Genomic DNA, 15,136 nt, shown 5'->3' with positions numbered 1-15,136 from the left:
AGCCGCACGAATGCGTTGCGGACAACCTCATGACAACCGAGCGCAGAGCCGCTCTCAAGATGGTTTGCGACACGTCGACGCGGCGGTCGCGTGCGGCAGTGGCAAATTTTCCTTACGCCTCTGCGGCAAGGCAGGCAACGCCCTGACAACCGTAAAAAAATCCTTACACGGCGGTCAGCCGGCTTGCCGCTATTACTCAGCCCCGGCGCGAGAAGGTGTAGGCCCGTTCCACCTTGGCCACGCGCGTGGTGAAGGCCGCGTACCAATCGGCGCGTCCCCGTTCGCGAACGGCGCTGTGCTCGGCATGCTCGCGCCAGGCACGAATGGCCGTCTCGCTCTGCCAGTAGGACAGGGTGATGCCCAGGCCATCACTGCGCGCCGACTCCACACCGAGAAAGCCGGGCTGCTGCGCGGCCAGTTCCAGCATGCGCTGCGCCGCCTCGGCGTAGCCGGCGTCGACCTCCGTACGCTGGGAGGTGAACATCACCACGTAATAAGGTGGCTCAGGCGTGGCGGCGATCACACAGCTGCCTGCAGATGCGCTTCGTGTACCGACTGCACCGCGCAGGCGCCGACCAGACCGGCCACGACCGGCGGCAGGCGACCTTCCAGCGCGGCACGCTCGGGCTGAAACAGGGTGGCGATGAAGAACGGATGATCCTCCAGCTCGATGGCGCGCACCGCACCGGCCTGGTCATGCCCGGAGGCCTTCAGCGCCTGGGCCATCAGCGGTTCGACGAAGGCATCGACCAGACCATAGCGGCACAGGTACTGCTCGCTGATCTCGCGTACACCGTAGAGCTCGGCGATGCGCGAGCCCGAGACCAGGTGCACGTGCTCGCTGACGTCCAGCAAGGCACAGCTCAGGGGCGCGATCAGCGGGGTCTGCGCTTGCGGCGACAGCTCGGCGTGTTCGGCATCGGTCCAGCCCAGGCGGTTGCGCGCGTACTCCAGCAGCGCGTGCTGGAAGCCGCCACAGGTGCCCAGGAACGGCACGCCCTGCTCGCGAGCGAAACGAATGGCGCGCAGCGCACCCTCGGTGGCGGCATAGGGGCTGCCCGGTACGCACCAGATGCCGTCGTAAGCCATCAGGGTGGCGTCATCGACGAGACTGCCGGTGGCCAGCCAGTCATGTTCGACCGCCACCCCCAGTGCCTCACTGGCCAGGCGCAGCGCCTCGGGAATGGCCCGGTGCGCGGCAATCGCCGCATTGTAGTCACCCACCAGAGCGACCTTGACTCGACACTTGCTGTACATACGCCCATCCCCTTCTTGCATGGCGGTCTCCCTGCCACTATAAGATGGCGCTAACGCAATAATAATTGGCGTATTGACAAGCAGAGATTGCAGCCATGCAATATCAGATCGACCATACCGACCTGTCCCTGGTGCTCGCCCTGGTGCGTGGTCGCTCCCTGGCACGTGCGGCGGAACTGATGCAGGTCGACGTGTCTACGGTGTTCCGCGCCGTACGCCGGCTGGAGGCCGCCCTGGGCGTGGCGCTGTTCGAGAAGAGCCGGCGCGGCTACGAACCCAGCGAAACCGCGCGCGCCCTGGCCGAACAGGCCGAGCGCGCCGAACAGGCATTGGATGCCGCACGCGTGGCGCTGGAACTGGGCAAGCAAGTGGTCAGCGGCACGGTGCGCCTGACCTGCACCGATGCGGTACTGAGCAGCCTGTTGCTGCCGGCGCTGGCGCGTTTCATGCCTAGCTATCCGGCGCTGGCGCTGGAGCTGGTGACATCCAACGACTTCGCCAACCTCAGTCGGCGCGACGCCGACCTGGCCCTGCGCCTGACCAATCAGCCGCCGGAGCATTTGGTCGGCCGGCGCCTGGCCACCGTTTCTTACGTCGTCTGCGCCCGCGATGATGATCAGGATCGCAGCGACCTGGCGCGCCAGAGCTGGATCGCCCCGGACGAAGCGATGCCGGATCACGCCACGGTGCTCTGGCGCCTGCGTGAATTGCCGAGCGTCACCCCCAGCTATCGCTGCAGCAGCATGTACGCCGTGGCGCAACTGGCACGCGCCGGGCTGGGTGTCGCCGCCCTGCCCGACTTCGTGCTGCGCGCCCATCCCGAACTCAAGGCTCTCGGCCCGCCACTGACCGGCTGCGACACCGAACTCTGGCTGCTGACACGCCCGGATTGCCGCGCCTTGCGCTCGGTGCAGACGCTGTTCGAGGAGTTGAGCGAAGCGCTGATGAGCCATGACTGAGGTAGAGCGTCGCGGCTGAAGCGCCTCCCACGGAAGCGGAGCAGCATGCCATTGCCACGGCGAAGCCTTGTGGGAGGGGCTTCAGCCGCGACGGCCAAGGAAGCTGTGTAGCCCGGATGCAATCCGGGAAATGGCATGGCGAAACTCTCTCCGGATTGCATCCGGGCTACGGCCTGAGCAAAGCCTTGATGAGCCAGGGCCGAGGTAGAGCGTCGCCGCTGAAGCGCCTCCCACAGAGCGGGGGCAGCCGGTCATTGCAGCAGCGAAACCTTGTGGGAGGGGCTTCAGCCGCGACAGCCCAGGAAGCTGTGTAGCCCGGATGCAATCCGGGGACATTGGTTGCGCAAAAGGGCATCGCGGCTGAAGCGGAATGCCGCCCAGCCGCTCCGTAGAAGCGGTTTCAGATCCGTAGGGCGGGTGCAACCCGCCACTCATTTCTGGCGGGTTGCACCCGCCCTACAACATTACAGATGCCCAACTGCCCCGTAGGAGCGGCATTCCGTTTTAGCCACGAAAAATAGACACGTCAGCCCTGCTGCAAATGCCCGTAGAGCTTGGCGTAAAGACCACCATCAGCGATCAACTGCTGGTGATCGCCATCCTCGGCGACGCTGCCGCCATCGAACACCAGCACGCGGTCGGCCTGCTTCACCGCACTGAGGCGGTGGGCGATGATCAGCGTGGTGCGACCTTCAAGGAACTGCGCCAGCGCTTCGTGCAGGGCGTACTCGGTGGCGGCGTCCAGCGCCGAGGTGGCCTCATCGAGAATCACCACTTTAGGCTCGGCCAACACCATGCGGGCAATCGCCAGGCGCTGGCGCTGCCCGCCAGAGAGCCGCACGCCGCTGCGCCCGACCACGCTGTCCAGCCCCTGCGGCAGCTGCGCAATGGTGTCGTGAAGCTGGGCGATACGCAGCGCCTGCCAGCAGGCTTCATCGCTGCGTTCACGCCCCATGGTCAGGTTCGCACGCACGGTGTCGTTGAACAACGCCGGGTGCTGCAGCACCACGGCGACGTTGTCGCGCACGCAGCCCAGGCCGATCTCCTCCAGCGCGCTGCCGCCGAAGCGGATGCTGCCGGCCTGCGGCGTGTACAGGCCCAGCAGCAGCTGCACCAGCGTGCTCTTGCCGCCGCCGGAGGCGCCGACGATGGCGACCTTTTCACCCGGGCCGATGGACAGATCGAGGCGATCGAGCACTGGCTCGTCGCCGTAGCCGAAGGTCAATCCGCGCACCTCGATGCCGACCGTGTCGCGGCCCGTGAATGGGTCGACGCGCCCGTCGTATTGCGGCTCGTCCTTGCGCGCCAGCAGCTCGTTGATCCGCGTCAGCGCACCACCTGCGGCGTAGAAGGCGTACTGCAGGCTGAGCAACTGCTCGACCGGGCCGATCATGAACCACAGGTAACTGAACACCGCGAGCATCTGGCCGATGGACAGGTCGGAGAACAGCACGGTGAGCATCGCCGCCGCGCGGAACACATCGATACCGAACTGGAACAGCAGGCCGCTGGCACGGTTGGAGGCGTCGCTCTTCCACTGCGAGGCCACGGCATAGTCGCGTACTTCACGGGCGCGCCCACCGAGGCGGCCAAGGAAGTAGCCCTGGCGGTTGCCGGCGCGCACTTCCTGGATCGCTTCCAGAGTCTCGGTCAGCGCCTGGGTGAAGCGCGAGGTGCTGTCGTTCTCCAGCTTCTTCAGGTGCTTGACCTGCTTGCCCAGCAGCACGGTGGCGTAGATCACCAGCGGGTTGAACAGCAGGATCAGCAAAGCCAGTTGCCAATGCATCCAGATCAGGATGGCCGAGGTGCCGACCAGGGTCAGCACGGCCACCAGAAAACGGCTCAGGGTCTCGCCGACGAACTTGTCCAGGGTGTCCAGATCGGTGACCAGGTGGGTGGTCACGGTCCCGCCCCCCAGGCTCTCGTATTCGCCGAGGGAGATGCGCTTGAGCCGTTCGATCAGGCGCATGCGGATGCGGTAGACGATGTCTTTCGACAGCCTGGCGAACAGGCGCGCCTGCAACACGTTGAAGATCAGCGCCGAGCTGCGTAGCAGCAGCGTCAACAGCAGCATCAGGCCGATGTAACCGGCCGCCATTTCCCAGTCCGCTGGCAGGAAGTTGTCCATCACCTTGAGCGCCGCGTCGCCGTCATGCAGCAGCACTTCGTCCACCAGCAGCGGCAACAGCAACGGGATCGGCACACTGCACAGGGTCGCCAGCACGGCCACCAGATTGGCCAGGATCAGCGCTTTCCTGTGATGCAGGGCCAGGCGACGGATTTCTGCCCAGCTCAACCGATCAGGCATGGGCAGCGCGCTCCAGCCAGCGGCCCAGCAGCGGCGCCAGCACCTCGAGCGGTTGATAGCCGTTGGTCAACAAAGCAAGCTGGCCATCGCGCTCGGCCAGCAAGGTGGGGAAGCCGGCGATGCCCAGATCCTGTACCCAGGTGAAGTCGGCAGCAGTCGCCTCCTCCATGGCCTGGCTGTCGAAGGCCTCGGCGAACTCGATGCGCGGGATACCCGCCTGCTCGGCCAGTTGCACCAGCACGCTGGCCTGGGTGACATCGGCACCTTCGGTATAGAAGGCTTGCTGAACCAGCTTGAGCAGCGTCCAGGCACTCGGCGCATGCAGGTTGCGTGCGGTCACCAGCGCGCGGCAGGCAGGCTCGGTGTCATACACCAGCCCCTCGGGCAGACCGCGTTCGAAGTCGAACAGCTGCCCGGTGCTGGCGTTGACCGCCTGCCAGTAGCCCAGATAACGCACGCGGGCGGCAGCATCGACGGCCACCTGGTCACGGCGCAGGCCACCCACCACGATCTGCAGCGGCACAGAGGCTGCCGCCGCCTGCTCGGCGAGGGCTTCGATTACCGGTGCAAAACCCCAGCACCAGGAGCACATCGGGTCCATCACGTAGAGCAGGCGGCTAGCCATGGTCAGGCCTCGTTCAGTTGGCGGGGGTTACGGCCAATGGGGTGCGGCTGGTTGCGCTGGCGCGCCAGCTCGATCTGCTTCTGCCGCTCACGGGCGCTTTCGCGGGTTTTCTCCGGCAGCGAATCCCAGCAATGCGGGCAGCTGACACCGGGGCTGTAGAACGCGGACTGACGGTCTTCCACGGAAATTGGCGTGCGGCAGGCGTGACACTGATCGTAGTCGCCTTCGGACAGGTCATGGCGCACGGTCACGCGGTTGTCGAAGACGAAGCAGTCGCCCTGCCACTTGGTCTCTTCCTGCGGCACTTCCTCGAGGTATTTGAGAATACCGCCCTTGAGGTGATAGACCTCCTCGAAACCTTCGCCGAGCATGTAGCTGGAGGCCTTCTCACAGCGAATGCCACCGGTGCAGAACATCGCCACCTTCTTGTGCCTGCTCGGGTCGAAGTGCTCGCGGATGTACTCGGGAAACTCGCGGAACGACTTGGTCTTGGGGTCGATGGCACCCTCGAAGGTGCCGATGGCCACTTCATAGTCGTTGCGGGTATCGATCAGCAGCACGTCGGGGTCGCTGATCAGGGCGTTCCAGTCCTGCGGCTCGACGTAGGTGCCGACGCGCTGGTTGGGGTCGACGCCCGGTACGCCGAGGGTGACGATCTCTTTCTTCAGCTTGACCTTGGTGCGATAGAACGGCTGCTCATCGCAGTAGGATTCCTTGTGGTCGATATCGGCCAGGCGGACGTCCTGGGCGAACCAGGCGAGCAGTGCATCGATGCCGGTACGCGTGCCGGAGACCGTGCCGTTGATGCCCTCTTCGGCGAGCAGCAGGGTGCCCTTGATGTCGTTATCGATCAGGGTTTGCAGCAAGGGTTCGCGCAGCGCCTGGTAATCCGGCAGGGAGACGAATTTATACAGCGCCGCGACGACGATCTTGTCGGTCATGAACAGTTCTCTCAGTAGTCGCCCACGTAAAGGGCGGACTGGCGGGACATGAAAAACGCCGGCTCAGCAGGCCGGCGCGAAGGGCGATTGTAGCAAAGCCGAGAATCGCCAGGGTAAGTTGGCGACAGGGCGCGACAGCCTGTCGCGTAGCCCGGATGCAATCCGGGAAATGATCGCTGCCGCAGGTTGGGCTACCTCAATGACCGCCGCGACAGGTCGGCGAGGCCGGAGCCATGCCCTGCGCCGCCCACTCCTCCGGGGTGTAGGTGTGCAGCGCCAGCGCATGGATCTGCCCCATCAGCTCGCCGACCGTCGCATACACCTTCTGATGTCGCTTGACCGCATTCAGGCCGGCAAACGCCGGGCTGACGATCACCGCCTTGTAGTGGGTCTCCAGACCGCGACTGTGCATGTGACTCTCGTCCAGCACCTCGAGGTGCTCGGGCTGCAGCGCAGCCAGGGCGGTGACGATCAGGTCTTGCTTGGACATCTTGGGCTCCATCAGGGCTGTTTCGGCAGGCCGAGCTCGTTGCTCATGTCGGCCAGCAGCTTGTTCACCTCGGGCACGGCGGACTCCAGCTTGCTCTGGGTGATCTGCGCAGACTGCGCGGTGAGCGTCGGCATCTTCTGCAGCACCTTCTGCCCCAGCGGCGACTCGTAGAAGGCGATCAGCTTCTTGAGCTCCTGCTCGTCGAAGTTGCTGGTATAAAGCTTGACCATGTCCGGTTTGAGCTTGTCCCAGCCAACGGCCTTGTCCAGCGCGGTATTGGCCTTGGCCTGATAGCTTTCCAGCACCGCTTGCTTGCCATCCGGCGCCTCGGCGAAACGCTGCGCGAACATCTGCTGCACCTGACCGTAGACCGGCACGGTCAGCCTGTCGGCGTTGGCCAGTTTGAGGAAACGCTCGGCATCGGCGGCGTGGCTGGCGGCATCGGCCATGGCCAGGGATGCCGAAGCGCTGAGCAGAACGGCGGTGCAGAGTCTGGAAAAACGGAGCATGAGAAGGCGTCCAGGGTTATGAATGAGTCTGGGTAGACTGCGGTAGCAGCATTTTGTGCCCTGGGCCGAAATCCCTCAAGCCATGACAGTTGTGCACTGGCTCACACGCGCCATGCATATCAGCGCACCCATTGGTCAGTTGCCAAAATGCCAGTACTTGCTCATGCTCAGAAGGGCTCGGCATTCTCTGCGACCTCCGCCATCTTTCAACAAGGCGTGCGCACCTCAAGAGCCGGCAATTGATCGCCAGCCCGCGCACACACACGGACGTGCCCGATGACCAGCCTCACCTCACACGCGCCCCTTCCGCTCCAGCCGCTTTGCGACAGCAAAGGTCGGCTGCTGGACGAAGCCGTGGGTTGGTCCAACCGACCACAGGTGGACTGCACCCTGCATGGTCACGCCGGGCGGCGCAAACGCTGGAATCACTGGTGCATCACCACACCGCAGTGGATGCTCTCGCTGACCCTGGCCGACCTCGATTACCTGGGCTACGGTGCCGCCTACTTTCTCGATCTGGGATCCGGCCAGGCCGTCGCCCACGCCCAGTTCCGCCCATTCGCCCTGGGCTGCCAACTGCCAGACCTGCCGCTGGAGAGCCACGCCTTCAGCCACTCGCGCCTGCAACTGCGCATCGACGAGCACCCCGGACGCCTGCGCCTCACCGCTGCCGCCCCGGATATCGGCGGCCAGCCCCTGCAGGTTGCCCTGGACATTCAGCGCCCTGCCCATCTGCAGTCGGTCAATCTGGTCGCGCCGTTGCAACATGGCGGCTTTCATGCCACCTGTCGACAACTCGGCCTGCCCACCGCCGGCAGCCTGCAGTTGGGCGGCAAGCATTACAGCTGCGTGCCGGGCCAGAGCTTCGCCGCGCTGGACTTCGGCCGTGGCGTCTGGCCGATGAACACTTACTGGCAGCGGGCAGCCTTCGCTGCAGCGGGCGGCATCGCCGGCAACTTCGGTGCTGGCTGGCTCGATCACAGCGGCCTGTCGGAAAATTCCCTGTGGTTCGGCGGTGAAGTGCAGCTGCTCGACAGCCCCCTGCATATCGAACGCAGCTCACAGGCGCCACTGGCGCCCTGGCGCCTGGACAGCGAAGATGATCGCGTGGCGCTGCGCTTCACACCTCGCCAACTGCACAAGGCCTGTCCCAAACTCGGCCCCTTCCACGCCAATACCGTACAGCGTTTCGGTCATTACGACGGCGTGCTGCGCGGCCCGAAGGGCGAGCGCGTGCCGGTGGACGGGGCACTGGGATGGCTGGGTGAAACCCACGCCCGCTGGTAGACGCCCTCTCAAGGTTCCAATCAACCTGATAGATAAGTTGTGGAACCAGTCGTCGGCGGCACGACCTAAACTGCCAGCAACCTTGCACTTGCCCCGGAGAACGCAATGAGCCGCACCGAAACCGACAGCATCGGCCCCATCGAAGTCCCTGACGACGCTTACTGGGGCGCGCAGACCCAGCGCTCGCTGATCAACTTCGCCATCGGCCAGGAGCGCATGCCACTGGCCGTGTTGCACGCCCTGGCGCTGATCAAGAAAGCCGCGGCACGGGTCAACAGTCGCAGCGGCGAGCTGCCGGCGGACATCGCCCGCCTGATCGAACAGGCCGCAGACGAAGTGCTCGAAGGCCAGCACGACGCGCAGTTCCCCCTGGTGGTCTGGCAGACCGGCAGCGGCACGCAGAGCAACATGAACGTCAACGAAGTGATCGCCGGGCGCGCCAACGAACTGGCCGGCGGCAGCCGTGGCGGCAAGACCCCGGTGCATCCCAACGATCACGTCAACCGCGCGCAGAGCTCCAACGACTGCTTCCCCACGGCCATGCACATCGCCGCCGTGCAGGACGTGCGCCATTGCCTGCTGCCGGCGCTGGCCGAGTTGCGTGATGGGCTGCAGGAGCAGGCGCAGCGTCATGCCAACCTGGTCAAGACCGGGCGCACGCACATGATGGACGCCACGCCGATCACGTTCGGCCAGGAGCTGTCGGCCTTCGTCGCCCAGCTCGGCCACGCCGAAGCGGCGATTCGCGCTGCCCTGCCCGCAGCCTGCGAACTGGCTCAGGGTGGTACCGCCGTCGGTACCGGCCTCAATGCTCCGGCCGGCTTCGCCGAAGCCATCGCTGCCGAGCTGGCCGCGCTTACTGGCCTGCCACTGACCAGCGCGCCGAACAAATTCGCTGCGCTGTCCGGCCATGAACCTCTCGTACACCTGTCCGGTGCCCTGAAAACCCTGGCCGTGGCGCTGATGAAGCTGGCCAACGACCTGCGTCTGCTTGGTTCGGGCCCACGTGCCGGCTTCGCCGAGGTGCGCCTGCCGGCCAACGAGCCAGGCAGCTCGATCATGCCGGGCAAGGTCAACCCCACCCAATGCGAAGCACTGTCGATGCTCGCCTGTCAGGTACTGGGCAACGACGCCACCATCAGCTTCGCCGCCAGCCAGGGCCACCTGCAACTGAACGTGTTCAAGCCGGTGATCATCCACAACCTGCTGCAATCGATCCGCCTGCTCGCCGATGGCTGCCGCAACTTCCAGCAGCACTGCGTCGCCGATCTGCAGCCGGATGCCGCGCAAATGGCCGCGCACCTGGAGAACGGCCTGATGCTGGTGACCGCGCTCAATCCTCATATCGGCTACGACAAGGCCGCTGAAATTGCCAAGAAGGCCTACGCCGAAGGCAGCACCCTGCGCCAGGCCGCGCTGCAGCTCGGCTACCTGAACGAAGAGGAATTCGACCAATGGGTACGACCACAGGACATGCTCGGAGCCGGGCGGTATGACTGAGGGCAAGAGCGGCGCCACACCGCTGGAAGGCGATGGCAAACGAATCCTGCTGATTCTCGGCACGCCGAAAAATGACAGCCTCTGCCACGCCCTGGCCGAGTCCTACAGCCAGGGAGCCCGCAGCAAGGGGCACGTGGTGCGCCAACTCCGGCTGGGCGAGATGCAGTTCGACCCGATCCTGCGTGAAGGCTACGAGCAGAGCCAGAATCTGGAGCCGGACCTGCTCGAAGCTCAGCGTCTGATCCACTGGGCCGAGCACCTGGTGTTCGTCTACCCGGTCTGGTGGGGCGGCATTCCTGCGCTGCTCAAGGGCTTCTTCGACCGGGTGTTCCTGCCCGGTTTCGCCTTCAAGTACCGCAACCGCTCGCAACTCTGGGACAAGCTGCTCACCGGGCGCAGCGCCGACCTGCTGGTGACCATGGACACGCCACGCTGGTACTTCCGCTGGGTCTATGGTGCCCCGGCCCATCGGCAGATGGTGCGCACCATCCTGGGTTTCTGCGGCATCAAAACGCGGCGCCTGAGCGAATTCGCCCCGGTGCGCCCCTCCAATGAGGAACAGCGCCAGAGCTGGCTGCGCCAGGCTGAAGCACTGGGAACGAAGGCGTGACGCAGCAGGCACGTCGAGCCTACAAACCAGCAGCACCCTCGCGTGCCCTGCCCGCCCACCACAGCGCCAGCGGGCCCAGCGTCAACAGCAGGCCCATCAGCGCGAACGCCGCCCACCAGCCAAGCAACTGCTGATCGCCCAGGGCATCGAGGGTCATACCGAACAGCAGCGGCCCGAGAAAGGCGCCGCTAAAGCCGGTGCAGGAATACAGCGCCATCGCTGCCCCACGGTGACTGGCCGGGGCGACGCTGACCAGCCCGGCGGTCAGCGCGGCGGAGTCGGCGGTCACAGTCACTGCGTAGAGCAGCACCAGCGCCAGCATCACCCAGAACGGCAATGCCGCACCCAGGCCGACCACCACTGCCAGCAGCGCGGAGGCGAGCATCACGCCGATCAGCCAGCGCTGACGACCGAAACGCAGCGCCAGCTCATTGCCAAGGATGCTCGACGGCATACCGATCAGCGTCGCCAGCATCGCCACCCAGGTGCCCGACAGCCAGGGGTCGACACCCTGCAGGTGCCCGGAGAACACCACGAAAGCCACCAACCAGGCGCGCAGGGCGAAAAGTTCCAGGTTGTGCATCGCGTAAGCCAGGCAGTAGGCCAGCACCGCACGACTCTTCAGGGGTGCCAGATCCAGCAGATTGCGCGGCGCATGTTCCACCACCGGTTTCGGCGCCAGGCCCCGGTACACCAGCGCCCAGGCCAGCAGCGCGCAGCCGCCACTGAGCAGCGCCGGCACCTGCCAGCCACCGAGCTTGGCCAGCTCACCGGACAGGGTGAAGGACAGCGCCGTGCCCAGGCCAAAGCTGGCGGTGTAGAAAGCGATTGCCCGCGACTGCGAGGCGCCGTCGATGCGTTCTGATAACGCCTTGAGCCCCGGCATGTAGGTGCCCGCCAAGCCGATGCCGGCGAGCACACGCCAGAGCAGCGCCGACCAGAAACCATCGGCGAAGACGAAACCGGCGCTGGCTGCGGCCGTCAGCAGCATGGCCCACAGGTAGATCAGTCGGGCATCGTGGCGGTCGGTCAGGCCCGTGAGCACCGGCACGGCCAGCATGTAGCCGAGAAAGAAGCCGCCGCCGATCCAGCCGGCCTCGGTATTGCTCAGCCCCCAGAGCACCTGGAATTGCGGCAGCAATGCGGCGAACAGGGCAAACCCGGCCATGCCCAGGGTTTCGGCCGTACACAGCAGCAGGGTAATGCGGCGAGCGTTCATGCTTTTCTTACGGCAAAAAGTCAGGAGGCTTTGCCATGTAACGGCAAAGCCGCGCGAATCGAAATAGTTGGTTGCACCAAGTTCAAAGCACCAGGCCGTCGCTGGCCAGGCTCACGCCGGCTGGCAACGCGTCGGGATGATCCAGCAACCAGGCGTCGAAGGCATGGCCGATATGGGTCAACACCGCCTGCGTCGGCTGTAACCGCTCGATGACCTCCAGCGCGCGGGTCAGGTCGTTGTGGTTGCGCGGTGCGACAGGTTGCGGCGCGGTGGAGCAATCGAGCACCAGCACATCCAGCGGTGCACGCTGCAATTCAGCGCAACTCGCTTCCGGCACACCGAGGGTATCGGTGAGGTAGGCGATGCGCCTGCCCTGCCCCTGCACTCCGTACCCTTCGAACCCCTGCCCTTCGAACCCCTGCCCTTCGAACCCCCGCCCTTCGAATAGGTACCCGAAGGTCGGCTTGGAATGATTCAGCGGCAAGGCCGTGACGCTCAGCTCACCCAGCTGACGGCGCTCGAAGGCGGCGAATGGCTGGCTGAAGTCGAGAATGCCGGGGTGCTTGTACAGATCGGCCAGGCCCTCCGGGTCGTCCGGGCCATGCACCGGAATCACCAGCCCCTGGCCCCAGCGCAGGTGCAGCAGGCCCTGGGCATGGTCGGCGTGGTAGTGGGTCTGCAGGATGCCGCTGAGGCTTTGGGGCGGGAAGCGCTCGGTCAGGTCGGTCAGGCCGCTGTCGATCAGCCAGCGCTGCGCGCCGCACTCGATCAGCGCGCAACAGGGGCCACGACGACGCGCCGGATACACACGCGCCGCATCGCAGGCCGGGCAACTGCAGTTGTATACGGGCACCTGGCGGGCATCGCCGGTACCGAGCAGGGTCAGGCGCATCGGCGGGCCTCGTCGAGCAGGTGCAGCAGACGGGTGACGGTTTGCTGCAGGGGGCCGGAGTTGTCCAAGACGACGAGACTCTCCGCAGAGACCATTGTGGGAGGGGCCTTCGGCTCGGGCATCCTGCTTCGCTCTACCTCCTGCATCGCTGCAGTCGCCGCTGAAGCGTCTCCCACAACAGCAAAGCTGCGGCTGCGGGCCAGGCGCTGCTCGATCTGCGCAGGCGTCTCCCGGCCACGGGCCAGCAGGCGTTGGCGCAGCACTGCCTCATCGACCTGTAGAAGAACCGCCAGCAAATCCGGATAGCGCTGGCGCGCAGCCTCGAGATGACCGCGCGAACCATTGATCAGCACATCCTGCCCGGCGCTCAGCCAGTCATCGATCTCGCACGGGATTCCATAGGCCAGGCCATTGGCGCGCCAGCTCAGGGCAAAGGCGCCCTCGCCCTCCAGGCGCTCGAACTCTGTCGGGGGGACGCCTAGCGCATCTTCCCCTACCGATTCAGCGCTGCGGGTGATCACCCGTCGGGCGAAACGGCAGCCGTGCGCTTCCAGCGGCGCGCGCGCGGCTTGCAACAGGCTGTCCTTGCCCGAGCCCGAAGGCCCCATCAGATAGATCAACCTGCCCTGCATCAGAACACCCTTCGTGCTTGGCGCCACACCTGCTGGATCACCGGCTGCTCGCCATGGGCCCTGGCCTGCACCAGATCGGCGCGCAGGCCGACGCGAATCTCGCCGCGATCATCCAGCCCGGCCGCCCTGGCCGGCGCGCGGCTCACGGTGGCGATGGCCGCAGGCAAATCATAGTCGTTGTCCTGCCCGACGAGCAGCCAGGCCGCATGCAACAGGCTGGCCGGGTAGTAGTCGCTGGAGAGGATATCCAGCACGCCATGGCGCGCCAGCTCAGCGGCGGCGATATTGCCCGAGTGCGAGCCGCCACGCACCACGTTCGGCGCGCCCATCAATACATTCAGACCCAGTTCATGGCTCGCCCTGGCCGCCTCCAGGGTGGTAGGGAACTCGGCGATGGCCATGCCGAAATCCGCCGATTCCTGTACATGGGCCAGGGTCGCGTCATCATGGCTGGCCACGGAGATGCCACGGCTGTGGCAGTCCTCGACGATGGCGCGGCGCTGACGGTCGCTGTACTGGCGCGAGTTGGCGATCTGTTCCTGGAGGAAGTCCTCCATCTCTGCCGGGCTCAGGTGGTACTTGCCCATGTAGTACTCGCGGTACTTCTCCACCTTGGCGAACTGGCGCTGGCCGGGCGAGTGATCCATCACCGAGACCAGCGCCACCAGCGGGTGCTCCACAAGGTCGCGGTAGATCGTCAGGGCATCCGGGTGGCACAGCTCGCAACGCAGGTGCAGGCGGTGCTCGGCACGGGTCTGCCCGGCCGCCTCGCTGGCAGCGATGGCCTCGATCATCGCCGGCAACTGCTGCATGCGCCGCCCGCGCGGGTTGATGTCGCCGATGGACAGCGCGTCGAATACCGTGGTGATGCCGGCGGCGACGATCTGCGCGTCGTGGGTCAGTACCGCCGAAGCCGATGGCCAGTCCACGCCAGGGCGCGGGCTCATGTGTTTTTCCAGGTTGTCGGTGTGCAACTCCACCAACCCCGGCAGCAGGTAATCGCCGCCGAGATCCTGGGCCTGCGGCAGGCGGCTGGCGCCCTCGTCCACTGCGGCGATCAGCCCGTCACGCAGCAGCAGGCTACCCAGGAATTCCCGCTCAGCGGTGACGATGCGGGCGTTGCTGAGAATCTGTTCAGACGACATAGACGTACTCCGGTTGCGCCGCCTCGGCGCTCATGTCGAGGTAGCGGTCGGCCACCGCCTCGCGGGCGCTGCGGTCGTGGAAAATGCCAATCAGTGCGCTGCCGGCGGCCTTGGCTTCGTTGATCAGCTCCAGCACCACCTGGCGGTTGGCGTCGTCCAACGAGGCGGTGGGCTCGTCCAGCAGCATTACCGGCCACTCGACCATGAAGCCGCGGGCGATATTGACGCGTTGCTGCTCGCCACCGGAGAAAGTGCCCGGCGCCAGTTGCCAGAGCGCCTCGGGAATGTTCAGCCGCGCCAGCAGCGTCTTGGCCCGCGTCTCGGCGTCGCTGCGCGCCCAGCCACGCGACAGCGCCGGTTCCATCACCACGTCCAGGGTCGAGACGCGCGGGATCACCCGCAGGAACTGACTGACATAACCCAGACTCTGGCGCCGCACGTCCAGCACCTGGCGTGGCTCGGCGCCGACCAGTTCCACCGGCGCGCCCTGGTGACGGATGCGGATGCTGCCGCCAGCGGCCAGGTAGTTGCCGTACAGCGTGCGCAGCAGGGTCGACTTGCCAGCGCCGGACTGGCCGTGCAGCACCAGGCACTCGCCGCCCCGCACGCTGAAGTTCAGGTCACGCAGCACCTGCAGGACGACGCCGTTCTGCTGGTGCAGGGTGAAGGTCTTGCTGAGGCCGCTGACCTCGATCAGGTTGTTCATATACACCTCGATTACGGTAGGCACGATCTGCCCCCTCTCCCATTTATGGGAGAGGG

General features: G+C 65.6%; 16 protein-coding genes. 4 read left to right on the top strand and 12 right to left on the bottom strand.

Annotation, left to right across the window (positions count from 1 at the left end; genetic code table 11):
- Positions 1–196: 196 nt before the first annotated feature.
- Together ACN0X6_RS08310 and ACN0X6_RS08305 are read right to left on the bottom strand one after the other, a co-directional pair.
- Entirely contained in the window at positions 197–523 is a 327-nt protein-coding gene (locus ACN0X6_RS08310) for an antibiotic biosynthesis monooxygenase family protein (protein WP_417703092.1), read from the bottom strand.
- The gene (locus ACN0X6_RS08305) at positions 520–1,257 is read right to left on the bottom strand and encodes a CTP synthase (protein ID WP_417703254.1); all 738 of its coding nucleotides are present in this window, start codon (positions 1,255–1,257) and stop codon (positions 520–522) included. The genes ACN0X6_RS08310 and ACN0X6_RS08305 overlap by 4 nt, the downstream gene beginning before the upstream one ends.
- Positions 1,258–1,352: 95 nt before the next feature.
- On the opposite strand from ACN0X6_RS08305, the gene ACN0X6_RS08300 reads away from it, so the two are divergent.
- Positions 1,353–2,216 (top strand): LysR family transcriptional regulator, encoded by an 864-nt coding sequence (locus ACN0X6_RS08300; protein ID WP_417703090.1) that lies wholly within the window; start codon positions 1,353–1,355, stop codon positions 2,214–2,216.
- A gap of 526 nt (positions 2,217–2,742) precedes the next feature.
- Here the strand turns inward: ACN0X6_RS08300 and ACN0X6_RS08295 are convergent.
- The 5 genes from ACN0X6_RS08295 to ACN0X6_RS08275 form a co-directional block, all read right to left on the bottom strand.
- Positions 2,743–4,524, bottom strand: a complete 1,782-nt coding sequence (locus tag ACN0X6_RS08295) for an ABC transporter ATP-binding protein (RefSeq protein WP_417703089.1) — start codon at positions 4,522–4,524, stop codon at positions 2,743–2,745.
- Complete coding sequence (locus ACN0X6_RS08290) at positions 4,517–5,149, bottom strand: DsbA family protein (protein WP_417703088.1); 633 nt, start codon at positions 5,147–5,149, stop codon at positions 4,517–4,519. Before ACN0X6_RS08290 ends, ACN0X6_RS08295 begins: the two co-directional genes overlap by 8 nt.
- Positions 5,150–5,151: 2 nt before the next feature.
- Entirely contained in the window at positions 5,152–6,090 is a 939-nt protein-coding gene (locus ACN0X6_RS08285; protein WP_417703087.1) for a rhodanese-related sulfurtransferase, read from the bottom strand.
- 196 nt (positions 6,091–6,286) lie between these two features.
- Positions 6,287–6,580, bottom strand: a complete 294-nt coding sequence (locus ACN0X6_RS08280) for a BolA family protein (protein WP_417703086.1) — start codon at positions 6,578–6,580, stop codon at positions 6,287–6,289.
- 11 nt (positions 6,581–6,591) lie between these two features.
- A complete protein-coding gene (locus ACN0X6_RS08275; RefSeq protein WP_417703085.1) occupies positions 6,592–7,089 on the bottom strand; it encodes a DUF2059 domain-containing protein in 498 nt (165 codons plus the stop codon).
- Positions 7,090–7,365: 276 nt separating this feature from the next.
- Here ACN0X6_RS08275 and ACN0X6_RS08270 point away from each other — a divergent pair, with 276 nt between their 5' ends.
- From ACN0X6_RS08270 to ACN0X6_RS08260, 3 genes are all read left to right on the top strand, one after another.
- Complete coding sequence (locus ACN0X6_RS08270; RefSeq protein ID WP_417703084.1) at positions 7,366–8,376, top strand: DUF2804 domain-containing protein; 1,011 nt, start codon at positions 7,366–7,368, stop codon at positions 8,374–8,376.
- Between the two features lie 105 nt (positions 8,377–8,481).
- The gene (locus ACN0X6_RS08265; RefSeq protein ID WP_417703083.1) at positions 8,482–9,876 is read left to right on the top strand and encodes a class II fumarate hydratase; all 1,395 of its coding nucleotides are present in this window, start codon (positions 8,482–8,484) and stop codon (positions 9,874–9,876) included.
- Entirely contained in the window at positions 9,869–10,486 is a 618-nt protein-coding gene (locus ACN0X6_RS08260; protein WP_417703082.1) for an NAD(P)H-dependent oxidoreductase, read from the top strand. Before ACN0X6_RS08265 ends, ACN0X6_RS08260 begins: the two co-directional genes overlap by 8 nt.
- 19 nt (positions 10,487–10,505) lie before the next feature.
- On the opposite strand, the gene ACN0X6_RS08255 is transcribed toward ACN0X6_RS08260, so the two are convergent.
- The 5 genes from ACN0X6_RS08255 to phnL all read right to left on the bottom strand — a co-directional run bounded on the left by ACN0X6_RS08255 (position 10,506) and on the right by phnL (position 15,080).
- Positions 10,506–11,705 (bottom strand): MFS transporter, encoded by a 1,200-nt coding sequence (locus ACN0X6_RS08255; protein ID WP_417703081.1) that lies wholly within the window; start codon positions 11,703–11,705, stop codon positions 10,506–10,508.
- 82 nt (positions 11,706–11,787) lie between these two features.
- Positions 11,788–12,597 carry an MBL fold metallo-hydrolase gene (locus tag ACN0X6_RS08250; RefSeq protein WP_417703080.1) on the bottom strand — a complete coding sequence of 270 codons (810 nt, stop codon included), beginning with the start codon at positions 12,595–12,597 and terminating at the stop codon, positions 11,788–11,790.
- Entirely contained in the window at positions 12,588–13,229 is a 642-nt protein-coding gene (gene phnN, locus ACN0X6_RS08245; protein WP_417703079.1) for a phosphonate metabolism protein/1,5-bisphosphokinase (PRPP-forming) PhnN, read from the bottom strand. Before phnN ends, ACN0X6_RS08250 begins: the two co-directional genes overlap by 10 nt.
- Positions 13,229–14,374 (bottom strand): alpha-D-ribose 1-methylphosphonate 5-triphosphate diphosphatase, encoded by a 1,146-nt coding sequence (locus ACN0X6_RS08240; protein WP_417703078.1) that lies wholly within the window; start codon positions 14,372–14,374, stop codon positions 13,229–13,231. Before ACN0X6_RS08240 ends, phnN begins: the two co-directional genes overlap by 1 nt.
- Complete coding sequence (gene phnL / locus ACN0X6_RS08235; RefSeq protein WP_417703077.1) at positions 14,364–15,080, bottom strand: phosphonate C-P lyase system protein PhnL; 717 nt, start codon at positions 15,078–15,080, stop codon at positions 14,364–14,366. The genes ACN0X6_RS08240 and phnL overlap by 11 nt, the downstream gene beginning before the upstream one ends.
- Positions 15,081–15,136 lie beyond the last annotated feature (56 nt).

This window comes from Pseudomonas sp. (genome assembly GCF_048269965.1).
Lineage (GTDB): Bacteria > Pseudomonadota > Gammaproteobacteria > Pseudomonadales > Pseudomonadaceae > Aquipseudomonas.
Note: the sequence above shows the minus strand (reverse complement) of the source record. Positions and strands in the feature narration are given on the sequence as shown.

Excerpts from the sequence above, each read along its gene's own strand:
- ACN0X6_RS08250 (WP_417703080.1), bottom strand. The coding sequence starts at position 12,597 with ATGCGCCTGACCCTGCTCGGTACCGGCGATGCCCGCCAGGTGCCCGTA.
- ACN0X6_RS08305 (WP_417703254.1), bottom strand. The coding sequence starts at position 1,257 with ATGTACAGCAAGTGTCGAGTCAAGGTCGCTCTGGTGGGTGACTACAAT.
- ACN0X6_RS08285 (WP_417703087.1), bottom strand. The coding sequence starts at position 6,090 with ATGACCGACAAGATCGTCGTCGCGGCGCTGTATAAATTCGTCTCCCTG.
- ACN0X6_RS08270 (WP_417703084.1), top strand. The coding sequence starts at position 7,366 with ATGACCAGCCTCACCTCACACGCGCCCCTTCCGCTCCAGCCGCTTTGC.
- ACN0X6_RS08240 (WP_417703078.1), bottom strand. The coding sequence starts at position 14,374 with ATGTCGTCTGAACAGATTCTCAGCAACGCCCGCATCGTCACCGCTGAG.
- ACN0X6_RS08255 (WP_417703081.1), bottom strand. The coding sequence starts at position 11,705 with ATGAACGCTCGCCGCATTACCCTGCTGCTGTGTACGGCCGAAACCCTG.
- ACN0X6_RS08275 (WP_417703085.1), bottom strand. The coding sequence starts at position 7,089 with ATGCTCCGTTTTTCCAGACTCTGCACCGCCGTTCTGCTCAGCGCTTCG.
- ACN0X6_RS08290 (WP_417703088.1), bottom strand. The coding sequence starts at position 5,149 with ATGGCTAGCCGCCTGCTCTACGTGATGGACCCGATGTGCTCCTGGTGC.
- phnN (WP_417703079.1), bottom strand. The coding sequence starts at position 13,229 with ATGCAGGGCAGGTTGATCTATCTGATGGGGCCTTCGGGCTCGGGCAAG.
- ACN0X6_RS08260 (WP_417703082.1), top strand. The coding sequence starts at position 9,869 with ATGACTGAGGGCAAGAGCGGCGCCACACCGCTGGAAGGCGATGGCAAA.
- ACN0X6_RS08295 (WP_417703089.1), bottom strand. The coding sequence starts at position 4,524 with ATGCCTGATCGGTTGAGCTGGGCAGAAATCCGTCGCCTGGCCCTGCAT.
- phnL (WP_417703077.1), bottom strand. The coding sequence starts at position 15,080 with ATGAACAACCTGATCGAGGTCAGCGGCCTCAGCAAGACCTTCACCCTG.
- ACN0X6_RS08265 (WP_417703083.1), top strand. The coding sequence starts at position 8,482 with ATGAGCCGCACCGAAACCGACAGCATCGGCCCCATCGAAGTCCCTGAC.
- ACN0X6_RS08300 (WP_417703090.1), top strand. The coding sequence starts at position 1,353 with ATGCAATATCAGATCGACCATACCGACCTGTCCCTGGTGCTCGCCCTG.
- ACN0X6_RS08280 (WP_417703086.1), bottom strand. The coding sequence starts at position 6,580 with ATGTCCAAGCAAGACCTGATCGTCACCGCCCTGGCTGCGCTGCAGCCC.